Genomic DNA, 14445 nt, shown 5'->3' with positions numbered 1-14445 from the left:
CCCGCGCGGGCTAGTGTGTGGGGCTGAGATGGCCAGCGATTCCTGTGGGGCAGCCCGTGCGTGATTACCTGCTGACGCTCTGTGTGACGGCTGCGGTGACCTATCTGCTGACCGGCCCGGTGCGGAAGTTCGCCATCGCGACCGGGGCGATGCCGGAGATCCGCGCCCGTGACGTGCACCGCGAACCGACGCCGAGGCTCGGCGGTATCGCCATGTTCTTCGGCCTCTGCGCCGGACTGCTCGTGGCGGACAACCTCCAGAACCTCAACGGGGTCTTCGAGCTCTCCAACGAGCCGCGCGCGCTGCTCTCCGGTGCCGCTCTGATCTGGCTGATCGGTGTCCTGGACGACAAGTTCGAGATCGACGCGCTGATCAAACTCGGCGCCCAGATGATCGCCGCCGGTGTGATGGTCATGCAGGGTCTGACCATCCTGTGGATCCCGGTGCCGGGCGCCGGCATGGTCTCGCTGACCTCCTGGCAGGGCACGCTGCTCACCGTCGCGCTGGTCGTGATCACCATCAACGCGGTCAACTTCGTGGACGGTCTGGACGGTCTCGCGGCCGGCATGGTCTGTATCGCCGCCGCGGCCTTCTTCCTGTACACCTACCGGCTCTGGTACAGCTACGGCATCGAGGCCGCGGCCCCCGCCACCCTCTTCTCGGCGATCCTGATGGGCATGTGCGTGGGCTTCCTGCCGCACAACATGCACCCGGCCCGGATCTTCATGGGCGACTCGGGATCGATGCTGATCGGCCTGGTGCTCGCCGCGGGCGCGATCTCGGTGACCGGCCAGGTCGACCTCGATGTGCTGAAGATCTTCGAGGGCTCCACCCGTCAGGCCACCCACACCGCGCTGCCGGTCTTCATCCCGCTGCTGCTGCCCCTGACGATCATCGCGATCCCCTTCGCCGACCTGGTGCTGGCGATCGTGCGCCGCACCTGGAACGGCCAGTCGCCGTTCGCCGCGGACCGGGGCCATCTGCACCACCGGCTGCTGGAGATCGGGCACTCGCACAGCAGGTCGGTGCTGATCATGTACTTCTGGTCCGCGCTGATCGCGTTCGGTGTGGTGGCCTACTCGGTGCACTCGGCGTCGACATGGATCCTGCTGGTCATCGTCGTGCTGAGCGCCGTGGGTCTGGTGCTTCTGCTGCTGCCGCGCTTCACCCCGCGGGCCCCGCTCTGGGCGCAGTCGTTCGTACCGCCGCGTTACCGCCGTAAGCGGAAGGGCGAACCGGCCGCCGGGGAACTCGCCCCGCCCGTCGCGGCGCTGGCGCTCGCCGGCGAGACACAGCCCGTGACGGAGGAGCGCACGCCTGTTCCCGCGGGTGTCAACGGGGCGACCGCGCTCGGCGCTCGTTCGCGTCTTCCCGACCGCCGGAAAGCCGGTTCGAGGAACTGACGGGACTGTTATTTACCTCACCGAGGGGCAATACCAGACAAGATGGCCCGGTGTCCTGCACACACGCGCGGGGTAACTCTCACGTGTGACAGTCAGCACACCACCATGGTAAAGACCTCATCAAATAGTTTGTGATACTGTTCACGAGACCCGGCGACAGAGCCGAAGGACCGTAGTGCGACGGTTCGTTGGCCCGAGAAACCTTCTCTCGGACCGGGCCTACGCTCGTCCATGACGACACCATCTGCCCCACCCAGTAAGCGGAGCTGCCGCCATGCCGTCCAACGACGCCCGGATCCTCCTGCACACCGCCGTACCCACCGCCGCCGTCGGCGTGCTCGCCACGGTGATCAGTAGCGTGGTCGCGGGCGGCAAAGGGGCTCTGGGAGCGGTCGTCGGCACGCTGGTGGTCGTGCTCTTCATGGGGATCGGGCTGGTGGTCCTCCAGCGAACGGCGAAGTCGCTTCCGCACCTGTTCCAGGCGATGGGCCTGATGCTCTACACGGCCCAGCTCCTGCTGCTCTTCATCTTCGTGGCCGCCTTCAAGAACACCTCGCTGTTCAATCCGAAGGCCTTCGCCCTCACGCTCGTTGTGGCGACCCTCGGCTGGGTCGCCGCCCAGGCACGTGCGCACATGAAAGCCAAGATTCTCTACGTCGACCCCGAATCCTCCTCGTCCAGCAGGGCCGAGAAGTCGGGGTCGTCGGCGTGAGGAGTAGGGCCGGGATAAGTGCCCGTTCGAGATCCTGCTATCGTCCGGTGCCAACTGCGGCATTGCGGGCGCGGGCATCCGAGCTGACGCCTGTTCTCACGCGAGGCTCAACGCCCGACCGCCGTCTCCACATCCGTAACACCCCCAGTCCAGTGCCGAACCGCGGCTCCGCGCCGCGCCGACACAACGAGGTTGCCGTACCTATGCGCCATGCTGAAGGAGCCCGCGGTGAGTGCTGACCCGACGCAGGTGCTCGCCTTCGAGACCGACTGCCACATCTTCGACGGATGTGGCTTCCCGGCACCCGGCCTGCACTCGTTCCTGTTCGAGCCCATCGTGGGCAACGCGGACAGTGACTTGTACTTCAACAAGACGATGCTGCTGGCGGTGCTCGGCTCCATCATCATCATCGGGTTCTTCTGGGCCGCTTTCCGCAAGCCGAAGGTCGTCCCGGGCAAGCTCCAGATGGTGGCCGAGGCCGGCTACGACTTCGTGCGCCGGGGCGTTGTCTACGAGATCATCGGCAAGAAGGAAGGCGAGAAGTACGTACCGCTGATCGTCTCGCTCTTCTTCTTCGTCTGGATGATGAACCTCTGGTCGATCATCCCGGTCGCGCAGTTCCCGGTGACGGCGATCATCTCCTACCCGGCGGGGCTCGCGCTCATCGTCTATGTGCTGTGGGTGTCGCTCACCTTCAAGCGGCACGGCTTCGTGGGCGCCTTCAAGAACTTCAGCGGCTACGACAAGTCGCTCGGCGCGGTGCTGCCGCTCTCGATGACCATCGAGCTGTTCTCGAACCTCCTGGTCCGCCCGTTCACCCACGCCGTGCGACTCTTCGCGAACATGTTCGCCGGTCATACGCTGCTGCTGCTCTTCACGATCGCCAGCTGGTACCTGCTGAACGGTCTCGGCATCGCCTACGCCGGTGTCTCGTTCGTGATGGTCATCGTGATGACCGTCTTCGAGCTCTTCATCCAGGCCCTTCAGGCGTATGTCTTCGTGCTGCTGACGTGCAGCTTCATCCAGGGCGCGCTCGCCGAGCACCACTGATCCCCCTCCCGTCCCAGACCCCACAGTCGTCCGGTGGCCAACCCCCACCGGTCCGTGAAAGAGAAGGAAGAACTGGCATGTCCTCGACTCTTGCCGCCGTATCCGGCTCGCTCGGCTCCATCGGTTACGGCCTGGCCGCCATCGGTCCCGGCGTCGGCGTCGGCATCATCTTCGGTAACGGCACCCAGGCCCTCGCCCGTCAGCCCGAGGCGGCCGGCCTGATCCGTACGAACCAGATCCTTGGTTTCGCGTTCTGTGAGGCGCTCGCCCTCATCGGTCTGGTCATGCCGTTCGTCTACGGCACGTGATCTCTGATTCACGACCAGCCCACTAGACGAAAGGCACTGATGTGAGCCCACTGCTCAATGTCGCGGCTGCGGAGATGGAAAACCCTCTCGTTCCGCCGGTTCCTGAGCTTGTCATCGGTCTTCTCGCCTTCGTCATCGTCTTCGGCTTCCTCGCCAAGAAGCTCCTCCCGAACATCAACAAGGTTCTGGAAGAGCGCCGAGAGGCCATCGAGGGCGGTATCGAGAAGGCGGAGGAGGCCAAGACCGAGGCCCAGAGCGTGCTGGAGCAGTACAAAGCCCAGCTCGCCGAGGCCCGTCACGAGGCCGCCCGTCTCCGCCAGGAGGCGACCGAGCAGGGCGCCGTCATCATCCAGGAGATGAAGGCGGAGGGTCAGCGGCAGCGTGAGGAGATCATCGCCGCCGGTCACGCCCAGATCGAGGCCGACCGCAAGGCCGCGGCCAGTGCGCTGCGTCAGGACGTGGGCAAGCTCGCCACGGATCTGGCCGGCAAGCTCGTCGGAGAGTCCCTGGAGGACCACGCCCGGCAGAGCCGCACGATCGACCGCTTCCTCGACGAGCTCGAGGACGGCGCCGAGAAGGCCGAGGCCAGGCGATGAACGGAGCGAGCCGCGAGGCACTGGCTGCCGCACGTGAGCGTCTCGACGCGCTGACCGACAGCACGTCGGTCGACGCCGCGAAGCTCGCCGAGGAGCTGGCCGCCGTTACCGCGCTGCTCGACCGCGAGGTGTCGCTGCGCCGGGTCCTGACCGACCCGGCGCAGCCCGGCGAGGCCAAGGCCGAGCTGGCCGGACGGCTGCTGAGCGGCCAGGTGGGCGGCCCGACCGCCGATCTGGTCTCCGGCATGGTCCGCTCCCGCTGGTCACAGCCGCGTGACCTGGTCGACTCCGTCGAGGAGCTGTCGGCCCTCGCCGAGCTGACCGCCGCGCAGCGGACCGGGACGCTCGACGACGTGGAGGACGAGCTGTTCCGGTTCGGCCGGATCGTCGAGTCCAGCACCGGGCTGCGCGCGGCGCTGACCGACCGGGCGGCCACGGTCTCCGCCAAGACCGCGCTGCTGCACGGGCTGCTCGGCGGCCGGGCGGAACCGGCCACCGAACGCCTGGTCGCGCGTCTTGTGACCCAGCCCCGGGGACGTAGCCTGGAATCGGGTCTCCAGACCCTGTCCCGGCTCGCCGCGGCGCGCCGGGACCGGATGGTCGCCGTCGTCACCTCGGCGGTACCGCTCACCGAGGGACAGAAACGGCGCCTCGGCGCGGCACTGGCGAAGCTGTACGGCCACCCGATGCATCTGAACCTGGACGTGGACCCCGAGGTCCTCGGCGGGGTTTCGGTGCGGGTCGGCGACGAGATCATCAACGGCACGGTCGCGGACCGTCTCGAAGAGGCGGAACGGCGGCTCGCCGGCTGACCGCGGGCAGCGCCGGGCGGCTGACGCCGGCCCAGCAGAACAGAGCAACACCAGCGGCCCGGTTGGGCCGTGCAGAGATTGCAGAAGATTCCTGGGGGTCGCCCCCAGACCCCGATTCACGCAGACCCCCAAAGAAACTTCGGGCCCAACAAGGAGAGCAGGGAACCCAGATGGCGGAGCTCACGATCCGGCCGGAGGAGATCCGGGACGCGCTGGAGAACTTTGTCCAGTCGTACAAGCCGGACGCGGCCTCGCGCGAGGAGGTCGGTACGGTCAGCGTTGCCGGCGACGGCATCGCGAAGGTCGAGGGGCTGCCCTCGGCCATGGCGAACGAGCTGCTGAAGTTCGAGGACGGCACCCTCGGTCTCGCCCTCAACCTCGAGGAGCGCGAGATCGGCTCGATCATCCTCGGTGAGTTCAGCGGTATCGAGGAGGGACAGTCGGTCACCCGTACCGGCGAGGTCCTCTCCGTCGCCGTCGGCGAGGGATACCTGGGTCGCGTCGTCGACCCGCTCGGCAACCCGATCGACGGACTCGGCGAGATCGAGACCGAAGGCCGCCGCGCCCTGGAGCTTCAGGCTCCTGGCGTCATGGTCCGCAAGTCGGTCCACGAGCCGATGCAGACCGGCTACAAGGCTGTCGACGCCATGGTGCCGATCGGCCGTGGCCAGCGTCAGCTCATCATCGGCGACCGTCAGACCGGCAAGACCGCGCTGGCCGTCGACACGATCATCAACCAGCGTGACAACTGGCGCTCGGGCGACACGAACAAGCAGGTCCGCTGCATCTACGTCGCCATCGGCCAGAAGGGCTCCACCATCGCGTCCGTACGCGGTGCGCTGGAGGAGGCGGGCGCGCTCGAGTACACGACGATCGTCGCCGCCCCCGCGTCCGACCCGGCCGGCTTCAAGTACCTGGCGCCGTACACGGGCTCGGCCATCGGCCAGCACTGGATGTACCAGGGCAAGCACGTCCTGATCATCTTCGACGACCTCTCGAAGCAGGCCGACGCCTACCGCGCCGTGTCGCTGCTGCTGCGCCGTCCGCCGGGCCGTGAGGCCTACCCGGGCGACGTCTTCTATCTGCACTCGCGTCTGCTGGAGCGCTGCGCCAAGCTCTCCGACGACCTGGGCGCCGGTTCGATGACGGGTCTCCCGATCGTCGAGACGAAGGCCAACGACGTCTCGGCGTTCATCCCGACCAACGTCATCTCCATCACCGACGGCCAGTGCTTCCTGGAGTCCGACCTGTTCAACGCCGGCCAGCGGCCCGCGCTGAACGTCGGTATCTCGGTCTCCCGCGTCGGTGGCTCCGCCCAGCACAAGGCCATGCGGCAGGTCTCGGGACGACTGCGTGTGGACCTCGCCCAGTACCGTGAGCTGGAGGCGTTCGCGTCCTTCGGCTCCGACCTGGACGCGGCCTCCAAGGCGTCCCTGGAGCGCGGCAAGCGCATGGTCGAGCTGCTGAAGCAGCCGCAGTACTCGCCATACCCGATCGAGGAGCAGGTCGTCTCCGTCTGGGCCGGCACCAACGGCAAGATGGACGACGTACCGGTCGCCGACATCCGCCGCTTCGAGACCGAGCTGCTGGAGTACCTGCGCCGTGAGCGCAAGGAGCTGCTGACCAGCATCGCCGAGGGCGGCAAGATGTCCGACGACACGCTCCAGTCCATCGCGGACGCCATCACCGCCTTCAAGCGGCAGTTCGAGACCTCGGACGGCAAGCTCCTGGGCGACGACGCGCCGGCCGTCAACGTCTCCAAGTGACGACGGAAGGGACCTGACTCATGGGAGCCCAGCTCCGGGTCTACAAGCGTCGCATCCGATCCGTCACCGCGACCAAGAAGATCACCAAGGCGATGGAGATGATCGCCGCCTCGCGCATCGTCAAGGCGCAGCGCCAGGTGGCGGCCTCCACGCCGTACGCCGCCGAGCTGACCCGCGCGGTCACCGCGGTGGCGACGGGATCGACGATCAAGCACCCGCTGACCACCGAGGCGGAGACGCCGGTCCGGGCCGCGGTCCTGCTCATCACGAGCGACCGGGGTCTGGCCGGCGGTTACTCCTCGAACGCCATCAAGGCGGCGGACCAGCTCACCGAGCGGCTCCGTGGTGAGGGCAAGGAGGTCGACTCGTACATCGTCGGCCGCAAGGGTGTCTCCTACTACGGCTTCCGCGAGCGCAAGATCGCGGAGTCGTGGACCGGCTTCACCGACAATCCGACGTACGCGGACGCCAAGAAGGTCGCGGCACCGCTGATCGCGGCCGTCCAGCAGGACACGGCCGAGGGCGGCGTGGACGAGCTCCACATCGTCTTCACCGAGTTCGTCTCGATGCTGACGCAGACGCCGGTACAGCACCGGCTGCTGCCGCTCAGCCTCGGCGAGGCGGCCGAGGAGTCGGCGGCGAAGGGCGAGATCCTTCCGCTCTTCGACTTCGAGCCGTCGGCGGAGGACGTCCTCGACGCCCTGCTGCCGCGCTATGTCGAGAGCCGTATCTACAACGCGCTGTTGCAGGCCGCCGCCTCCAAGCACGCCGCCACCCGGCGTGCGATGAAGTCGGCGACCGACAACGCCGGGGACCTCATCAAGAGCCTCTCCCGGCTTGCCAACGCGGCCCGCCAGGCCGAAATCACCCAGGAAATCAGCGAGATCGTCGGAGGCGCCAGCGCTCTGGCCGACGCGACCGCGGGGAGTGACAAGTAAATGACGACGACTACCGAGAATGCTGTGACGGCCGCGGCCACGGGCCGCGTCGCCCGGGTCATCGGCCCGGTCGTCGACGTGGAGTTCCCCGTCGACGCGATGCCGGACATCTACAACGCCCTGCACGTCGAGGTCGCTGACCCGGCCGAGGAGGGCAAGAAGAAGACGCTGACCCTCGAAGTCGCCCAGCACCTGGGTGACGGCGTGGTCCGCGCCATCTCGATGCAGCCCACCGACGGTCTGGTCCGCCAGGCCACGGTGGTCAACACGGGCAACGGCATCACCGTACCGGTCGGCGATGTGACCAAGGGCAAGGTGTTCAACACCCTCGGTCAGATCCTGAACGAGCCGGAGGCCGAGTCCCAGATCACGGAGCGCTGGCCGATCCACCGCAAGGCCCCGGCCTTCGACCAGCTCGAGTCCAAGACCGAGATGTTCGAGACCGGCCTGAAGGTCGTCGACCTGCTGACCCCGTACGTCAAGGGCGGCAAGATCGGTCTGTTCGGTGGTGCGGGCGTCGGCAAGACCGTCCTCATCCAGGAAATGATCATGCGTGTGGCCAATCTGCACGATGGTGTTTCCGTGTTCGCCGGTGTCGGTGAGCGCACCCGTGAGGGCAACGACCTGATCGACGAGATGACCGAGTCGGGCGTGCTCGACAAGACCGCGCTGGTCTTCGGTCAGATGGACGAGCCGCCGGGCACGCGTCTGCGGGTCGCGCTCTCCGCGCTGACCATGGCGGAGTACTTCCGCGATGTGCAGAAGCAGGACGTGCTGCTCTTCATCGACAACATCTTCCGCTTCACCCAGGCCGGTTCCGAGGTCTCCACGCTGCTCGGGCGTATGCCGTCCGCGGTGGGTTACCAGCCGACCCTGGCGGACGAGATGGGTGTGCTCCAGGAGCGCATCACCTCGACCCGTGGTCACTCGATCACCTCGATGCAGGCGATCTACGTGCCCGCGGACGACCTGACCGACCCGGCCCCGGCCACGACCTTCGCGCACCTCGACGCGACGACCGTGCTGTCGCGTCCGATCTCGGAGAAGGGCATCTACCCGGCGGTCGACCCGCTGGACTCGACGTCCCGCATCCTGGACCCCCGTTACATCTCGCAGGACCACTACGACGCGGCCAGCCGCGTCAAGGGAATCCTGCAGAAGTACAAGGACCTCCAGGACATCATCGCGATCCTCGGTATCGACGAGCTGGGCGAGGAGGACAAGCTCGTTGTCCACCGTGCCCGTCGCGTCGAGCGCTTCCTGTCGCAGAACACCCACGCCGCCAAGCAGTTCACCGGTGTGGACGGCTCCGACGTGCCGCTCGACGAGTCGATCACCGCGTTCAACGCGATCTGTGACGGGGACTACGACCACTTCCCCGAGCAGGCGTTCTTCATGTGCGGTGGCATCGAGGACCTCAAGGCCAACGCCAAGGAGCTGGGCGTCTCCTGAGCCCTCGGCTCATGGAGGGGGGCGGGTTCGTCCCGCCCCCCTCCGACGCTCTCCACGACAACCCATAGAATCAAGCCCAACACCCGGCCGAACAGCCGGGTGGTGACCCGAGGAGCCACCCTTGGCTGCTGAGCTGCATGTCGAGCTGGTCGCCGCGGACCGCAGTGTCTGGTCCGGCGAGGCCACCCTGGTCGTCGCGCGCACCACGTCCGGCGACATCGGCGTCATGCCCGGTCACCAGCCGCTGCTCGGTGTGCTGGAGTCGGGCCCGGTGACCATCCGTACGACCGACGGTGGAACGGTGGTGGCCGCGGTGCACGGCGGCTTCCTCTCGTTCGCCGACAACAAGCTCTCGCTGCTGGCGGAGATCGCCGAGCTGGCGGACGAGATCGACACCCAGCGCGCGGAGCTGGCGCTGGAACGTGCGAAGTCCGACGACGACGCCGCCGCCGAGCGGCGCGCCGATGTCCGGCTGCGTGCGGTGGCGGTGCGCTGAGCGCTGTCACAACGGTTCTACCCTCAGCCGCGGCCCTGGCTGGACTCTCCAGACCGGGTCGCGGCTGAGGCGATGCGGGTGCGATTTCTGTTCCGGTACTGAATGAGGCGAGGAGGTCGGTGTTGATGGTCCTCGCTCTGCTCGTATGCGGACTGGTCGTCGTACTGGTTGCGGTAGGGCTCTTCGTCTTCGGTCTGCGCCGGCGGCTGATCCAGCGCTCCGGCGGGACGTTCGACTGCAGTCTGCGCTGGAATGTGCCGGAGGAGCCCGATTTCTCCGGCAAGGGCTGGGTGTACGGCGTGGCCCGCTACAACGGCGACCGGATCAACTGGTACCGGGTCTTCTCCTACGCCCCCCGCCCGCGCCGCACGCTGGAGCGCTCCGCGATCGAGGTGCTGGCACGCCGGGCGCCCCAGGGCGAGGAGGAGCTGGCGCTGCTCTCCGACGCGGTCGTCCTCGGCTGTGCGCACCGCGGGGTCCGGCTGGAACTCGCCATGAGCGACGACGCCCTGACGGGCTTTCTCGCCTGGCTGGAGGCGGCCCCGCCAGGACAGCGGGTGAATGTGGCCTGAGCCCCGCGCTCACGGGTCTCATCGGTACGGACATGGCGGAGGGGGCGGCGCTCGGGCGCCGCCCCCTCCGTGTGTCTTCAGTACCGCTTACCGCGGCTGTGCTGTGCCGTACCGGTTATCCGAGGCTGTTCTTGACCGCGGTCACCAGCTCGCCGTTCGCGGTGTCTCCCGTGAAGTCCCAGAAGAAGGCGCCGCCCAGGTTCTGCTGGTTCGCCCAGGCCATCTTGGTGGCGATGGTGGCCGGGGTGTCGTAGCTCCACCAGTTGGTGCCGCACTTGGCGTACGCGGTGCCCGCGATGGTGCCGGTGGGCGGGCAGGTGTTCTTGAGGACCTTGTAGTCCTCGATACCGGCCTCGTACGTGCCGGGCGCGGCGCCGGTCGCGGTGCCGCCGGGCGTCGCCTGCGTCACACCGGTCCAGCCGCGTCCGTAGAAGCCGATGCCGAGCAGCAGCTTGTTGGCCGGCACGCCCTGCGCCTTGAACTTGGCGATCGCCTCGGCGGAGTTGAAGCCCGCCTGCGGGATGCCCGGGTACGAGGTGAGCGGGGAGTGCGGGGCCGTCGGGCCCTGCGCGGCGAAGGCGCCGAAGAAGTCGTACGTCATGACGTTGATCCAGTTGAGGTACTGGGAAGCGCCCGCGTAGTCGGTCTGCTCGATCTTGCCACCGGGCGAGGCGTCCGCCGTGGTGGCCGCGGTGACCAGGTTGTTCGTGCCGAACTTGGCACGCATGGCCTGCACCATGTTCTTGAACGCGGCCGGACCGCTGGAGTCACAGGTCAGACCGCAGGAGTTCGGGTACTCCCAGTCGAGGTCGATGCCGTCGAAGACATCGGCCCAGCGGGGGTCCTCCACCAGGTCGTAGCAGGACTGCGCGAAGGCGGCCGGGTTCTGCGCGGCCTGGGTGAAGCCGCCGGACCAGGTCCAGCCGCCGAAGGACCAGAGGACCTTGATGTGCGGGTACTTGGCCTTCAGCTTGCGGAGCTGGTTGAAGCTGCCGCGCAGGGGCTGGTCCCAGGTGTCGGCGACACCGTCGACGCTCTGGTCGGCGGTGTACGCCTTCTCGTAGTCGGCGTAGGAGTCACCGATCGCGCACTTGCCGTTGGTGACATTGCCGAAGGCGTAGTTGATGTGCGTGATCTTGGCCGCGGAACCCGAGGTGTCCAGGTTCTTGACGTGGTAGTTACGGCCGTAGACGCCCCACTCGGTGAAGTAGCCGAGCTTGACCTTGCCGCCGGGAGGCGGGTTGCCGGGGTCGGTGCCGCCGCCACCGGTGGTGCGGACCGCGCGGGCGCCGCTGACCGGGCCCGTCTGGTCGATGGTGTCACGGGCCTGGAGGGTGTACGAGTAGTCGGTGCCCGCCGTCAGACCGGTGTTGGTGTACGTCGTACCGGTGACCGTGGCGATCTTCGTACCGCCCCGCAGGACGTCGTAGTTCTTGATGCCCTTGTCATCGGTGGCCGCCGTCCAGCTCAGCGTCACCGCGGTGTCGGTGATGTTGCTCGCGGTGGGGGTGCCGGGTGCCGAGGGCGGGTTGTCGCCGGGGACGCTCGGTCCGCCGTCGCAGGAGGCGCCGTTGAGCTTGCAGTTGGACGGCGCTCCCGCACCGGAGCCGTTGAAGCCGAAGCTCACGGAGGCGCCGGGGGCGAGGGTCCCGTTCCAGGACTTGTTCTTGGCGGTCCAGTGGTTGGCCGAACCGGTGATGTCGGCGTCCCAGCCGGAGGTGACGGCGGTGCCGGAGGGGAAGTCCCACTCGACCGTCCAGGAGCTGAGGCTGGTGGTGCCGGTGTTCTTCACCGTCCACTTGCCCTCGAAGCCCGTGCCCCAGTCGGAGGTCTTGGCGTAGGTGGCGGTGGCCGAGGCGGCGGCCTCCGCGGGCGTGGCCAGTCCGACCAGGGCCGCGAGCGGAAGCAGCAGCGCGGTCAGGCCCGCGACAGCCTTGGATCTGAATCGCGTTCTGTGGAGGGCGGGTTGGATGTTCAAGCGTGCTCCTCAGGTGAGTACCGGACAAAGCGGGGGTGGGTCCGTGCACTGCTCACCCTGCGACGGCTCACCGCAGCGTGTGCGGTGAGAGTAGGAAGGTCTGGACCACTCGTCAATAGGTCCAGACCAAAGGCGCGGTGGAGCCGGCCGCGGGAGATGCCGTTCCGGGGTGTCGTTCCAGGGGCTTTCGGGAGCAGTCGGCGGCCTGTTCGTGCCCGTTCGCGGCCCGTCGGATCAGATTCCCAACTCCTGTACCAGCACCGCCGCTTGTACCCGGCTGCGCAGTCCGAGCTTGCCGAGCAGCCTGCTCACATGTGTCTTCACCGTAGCCTCCGCCATCGTCAGACGTACGGCGATCTGGGCATTCGACAGCCCTTCACCGAGACAGGAGAGCACCTGGCGCTCCCTGCGGGTGAGGCCGCTGAGTGTCTCCGGATCGGCCGCCGCTCTGGACGGGCGTGCGGACGCGGGCGCGGACGCCGGAGCGGCGAACTCGGCGATCAGCCGGCGGGTCACGGCCGGGGCGATCAGGCCCTCGCCGCGGGCCACCGTCCGTACCGCCGTGAGCAGTTCACCGGCCTCGGCGTTCTTCAGCAGAAAGCCGGCGGCCCCGGCGCGCAGCGCCCCGAAGACATACTCGTCCAGATCGAAGGTGGTCAGTACGAGGACGTCCGCGAGCCCCTCCGCGACCACCGCGCGCGTCGCCGACACACCGTCGAGCCGGGGCATCTGTATATCCATCAGCACCAGATCGGGGCGGAGTTCACGGGCCAGCGCGACCGCCTCCTCGCCGTCCGCGGCCTCCCCGGCGACCTCGATGTCCGGCGCGCTGCGGAGGATGAGCACCAGACCCGCGCGTACCGCCGACTGGTCCTCCGCGACCAGAACCCGGATGGTCATGCCGTACCGCTTCTCGTCATGCCGTACCGCTTCCCTCGGTGACGGGCAGTTCGGCCCGTACCAGCCAGATCGTCGTGCCGTCACCGGTGGTGACGGGACCCGCCTCGAACTCCCCGTCCAGCAGCGCCACGCGCTCGCGCATCCCGATCAGACCGGCGCCGGAGCCGGGCGCGCGCGGCCCCGGCCGGTCGCCGAAGGGACTGGAGACCCGGACCGTCAGCGCCTCTGCCGTACAGGCCAGTCGGACGGTGACGGTACCGGGCGCGGCGTGCTTGAGCGCGTTGGTCAGGGACTCCTGGACGATGCGGTAGGCGGCCAGCTCGACGGGGGTGGGAAGGGCGAGGGCGTTGTCCTGGCGCAGGTCGTCCAGGGCGAAGCCGAGACCGCTGGAGGCGCCGTTCGTACGGGCCTGTGCCAGCAGTGTGTCCAGCGCGCGCAGGGTGGGCGCGGCGGCCGGTCCGGTCCCGCCACCCGTACCGCCGTCCGGGCCGCCACCCGAGCCGCTGTCCCGGAGCAGCCCGATCAGCCTCCGCATCTCGGCCAGCCCCTCGACACTGTTCTCCCGGATGACGGAGAGCGCGTCCCGGGTCGTCGCCTCGTCGTCCAGGGAGAGCGCGGCGGTGGAGTGGATCGCGATCGCGGAGAGATGGTTGGCGACCATGTCGTGCAGCTCACGCGCCATCCGGGCGCGCTCGGCGAGCACCGCCTGACGCCGGTCCATCTCGGCCAGCAGGGCCGTCTGTTCGGCCCGCAGCCGGGCCGCCTCGGCGGCGTCGCGGTGGTTGCGCACCAGGGCGCCGGTGGTGGCGGGGCCGAAGCTGATCAGCCCGGTGAACACACCGACCAGCAGCACATCGGTCCGGGGGATCCAGGAGACGAGCCCGATCGGCACCGCGACCGTGACCAGCGCCGTGGTCCAGGGGATACGGCGGGCGGCGGCCGGTGTTCCGTACAGCACCGCCGCGTACATGATGTCCGTGAACATCAGCACCGTCGCCAGACTGCCGCTGGTGAACTGGTCGGCGACCAGGGTGAGTGTGCCGACGACCACCGTGGTCTGCGGCGCGGTCCTGCGCAGCGTCTCCAGCCCGGCCATGACGCCCATCGGCAGCAGCGCCCAGGCCCCGGTCAGCGGCCGGGAGTCCTGGATGGTGTGCAGCCCGACGGCCCACAGCAGCAGACCGCCGAGCAGCCCGGCCGCGGCGATCAGCAGGTCGTGGCGGTGCGGACGGCCGGCGTGGTGCGCACGGCCGACGCGTCGGGGGAGGGTGTCGCGTCGCGGGAGGGTGTCGCGGTACGGGCGCGGGAGCCGGAGGGGAAAACTCACCCTCCCCATGAAACACGGCCCGCGGGACACGGTCCTCCCCATCCGGGGGGAGTGCGGGATACATCGAAGGATGCAGTCCCGGTTCGTCACTGACGACGACGTACCCCGGCGGAACGGACGGGAGGCTGGAGGGGA

Annotated in this window: 14 protein-coding genes; 11 read left to right on the top strand and 3 right to left on the bottom strand. The window is 68.3% G+C overall.

Going from position 1 to position 14445, the window contains the following annotated elements; all coding sequences use genetic code 11:
• Window positions 1–56: 56 nt before the first annotated feature.
• From OG214_RS12295 to OG214_RS12245, 11 genes are all read left to right on the top strand, one after another.
• Window positions 57–1403, top strand: a complete 1347-nt coding sequence (locus OG214_RS12295) for an MraY family glycosyltransferase (RefSeq protein WP_363084521.1) — start codon at window positions 57–59, stop codon at window positions 1401–1403.
• Between the two features lie 274 nt (window positions 1404–1677).
• Window positions 1678–2115: a hypothetical protein gene (locus OG214_RS12290; protein WP_363084522.1), complete on the top strand. Its 438-nt coding sequence runs from the start codon at window positions 1678–1680 to the stop codon at window positions 2113–2115.
• 213 nt (window positions 2116–2328) lie between these two features.
• Window positions 2329–3165: a F0F1 ATP synthase subunit A gene (atpB, locus tag OG214_RS12285; RefSeq protein ID WP_363084524.1), complete on the top strand. Its 837-nt coding sequence runs from the start codon at window positions 2329–2331 to the stop codon at window positions 3163–3165.
• 77 nt (window positions 3166–3242) lie between these two features.
• The gene (gene atpE / locus OG214_RS12280; RefSeq protein WP_030351998.1) at window positions 3243–3473 is read left to right on the top strand and encodes an ATP synthase F0 subunit C; all 231 of its coding nucleotides are present in this window, start codon (window positions 3243–3245) and stop codon (window positions 3471–3473) included.
• 41 nt (window positions 3474–3514) lie between these two features.
• Window positions 3515–4069 (top strand): F0F1 ATP synthase subunit B, encoded by a 555-nt coding sequence (locus OG214_RS12275; protein WP_363084523.1) that lies wholly within the window; start codon window positions 3515–3517, stop codon window positions 4067–4069.
• Window positions 4066–4881, top strand: a complete 816-nt coding sequence (locus OG214_RS12270; RefSeq protein ID WP_405984744.1) for a F0F1 ATP synthase subunit delta — start codon at window positions 4066–4068, stop codon at window positions 4879–4881. The genes OG214_RS12275 and OG214_RS12270 overlap by 4 nt, the downstream gene beginning before the upstream one ends.
• Before the next feature lie 170 nt (window positions 4882–5051).
• On the top strand, window positions 5052–6647 hold the full coding sequence (atpA, locus tag OG214_RS12265; protein ID WP_365905773.1) for a F0F1 ATP synthase subunit alpha: 1596 nt from the start codon (window positions 5052–5054) through the stop codon (window positions 6645–6647).
• A gap of 20 nt (window positions 6648–6667) precedes the next feature.
• The gene (locus tag OG214_RS12260) at window positions 6668–7585 is read left to right on the top strand and encodes a F0F1 ATP synthase subunit gamma (RefSeq protein WP_382858108.1); all 918 of its coding nucleotides are present in this window, start codon (window positions 6668–6670) and stop codon (window positions 7583–7585) included.
• Window positions 7586–9037, top strand: coding sequence for a F0F1 ATP synthase subunit beta (atpD, locus tag OG214_RS12255; RefSeq protein WP_363085636.1), 1452 nt, complete (start codon window positions 7586–7588; stop codon window positions 9035–9037).
• Window positions 9038–9158: 121 nt separating this feature from the next.
• Window positions 9159–9533 carry a F0F1 ATP synthase subunit epsilon gene (locus tag OG214_RS12250; RefSeq protein WP_066950094.1) on the top strand — a complete coding sequence of 125 codons (375 nt, stop codon included), beginning with the start codon at window positions 9159–9161 and terminating at the stop codon, window positions 9531–9533.
• Window positions 9534–9658: 125 nt separating this feature from the next.
• Window positions 9659–10105 (top strand): DUF2550 domain-containing protein, encoded by a 447-nt coding sequence (locus OG214_RS12245; protein ID WP_363085637.1) that lies wholly within the window; start codon window positions 9659–9661, stop codon window positions 10103–10105.
• 115 nt (window positions 10106–10220) lie between these two features.
• Here OG214_RS12245 and OG214_RS12240 read toward each other — a convergent pair whose 3' ends face one another.
• From OG214_RS12240 to OG214_RS12230, 3 genes are all read right to left on the bottom strand, one after another.
• A complete protein-coding gene (locus OG214_RS12240) occupies window positions 10221–12083 on the bottom strand; it encodes a glycosyl hydrolase family 18 protein (RefSeq protein ID WP_405984743.1) in 1863 nt (620 codons plus the stop codon).
• Window positions 12084–12317: 234 nt separating this feature from the next.
• The gene (locus OG214_RS12235) at window positions 12318–12983 is read right to left on the bottom strand and encodes a response regulator (protein ID WP_405984742.1); all 666 of its coding nucleotides are present in this window, start codon (window positions 12981–12983) and stop codon (window positions 12318–12320) included.
• Between the two features lie 16 nt (window positions 12984–12999).
• Window positions 13000–14196, bottom strand: coding sequence for a sensor histidine kinase (locus OG214_RS12230; protein WP_405987484.1), 1197 nt, complete (start codon window positions 14194–14196; stop codon window positions 13000–13002).
• Window positions 14197–14445: the final 249 nt, after the last annotated feature.

Source organism: Streptomyces sp. NBC_00872, from assembly GCF_045161915.1.
Lineage (GTDB): Bacteria > Actinomycetota > Actinomycetes > Streptomycetales > Streptomycetaceae > Streptomyces.
The sequence above is the reverse complement of the archived record's forward strand: the minus strand, read 5'-3'. Positions and strand labels throughout refer to the sequence as shown.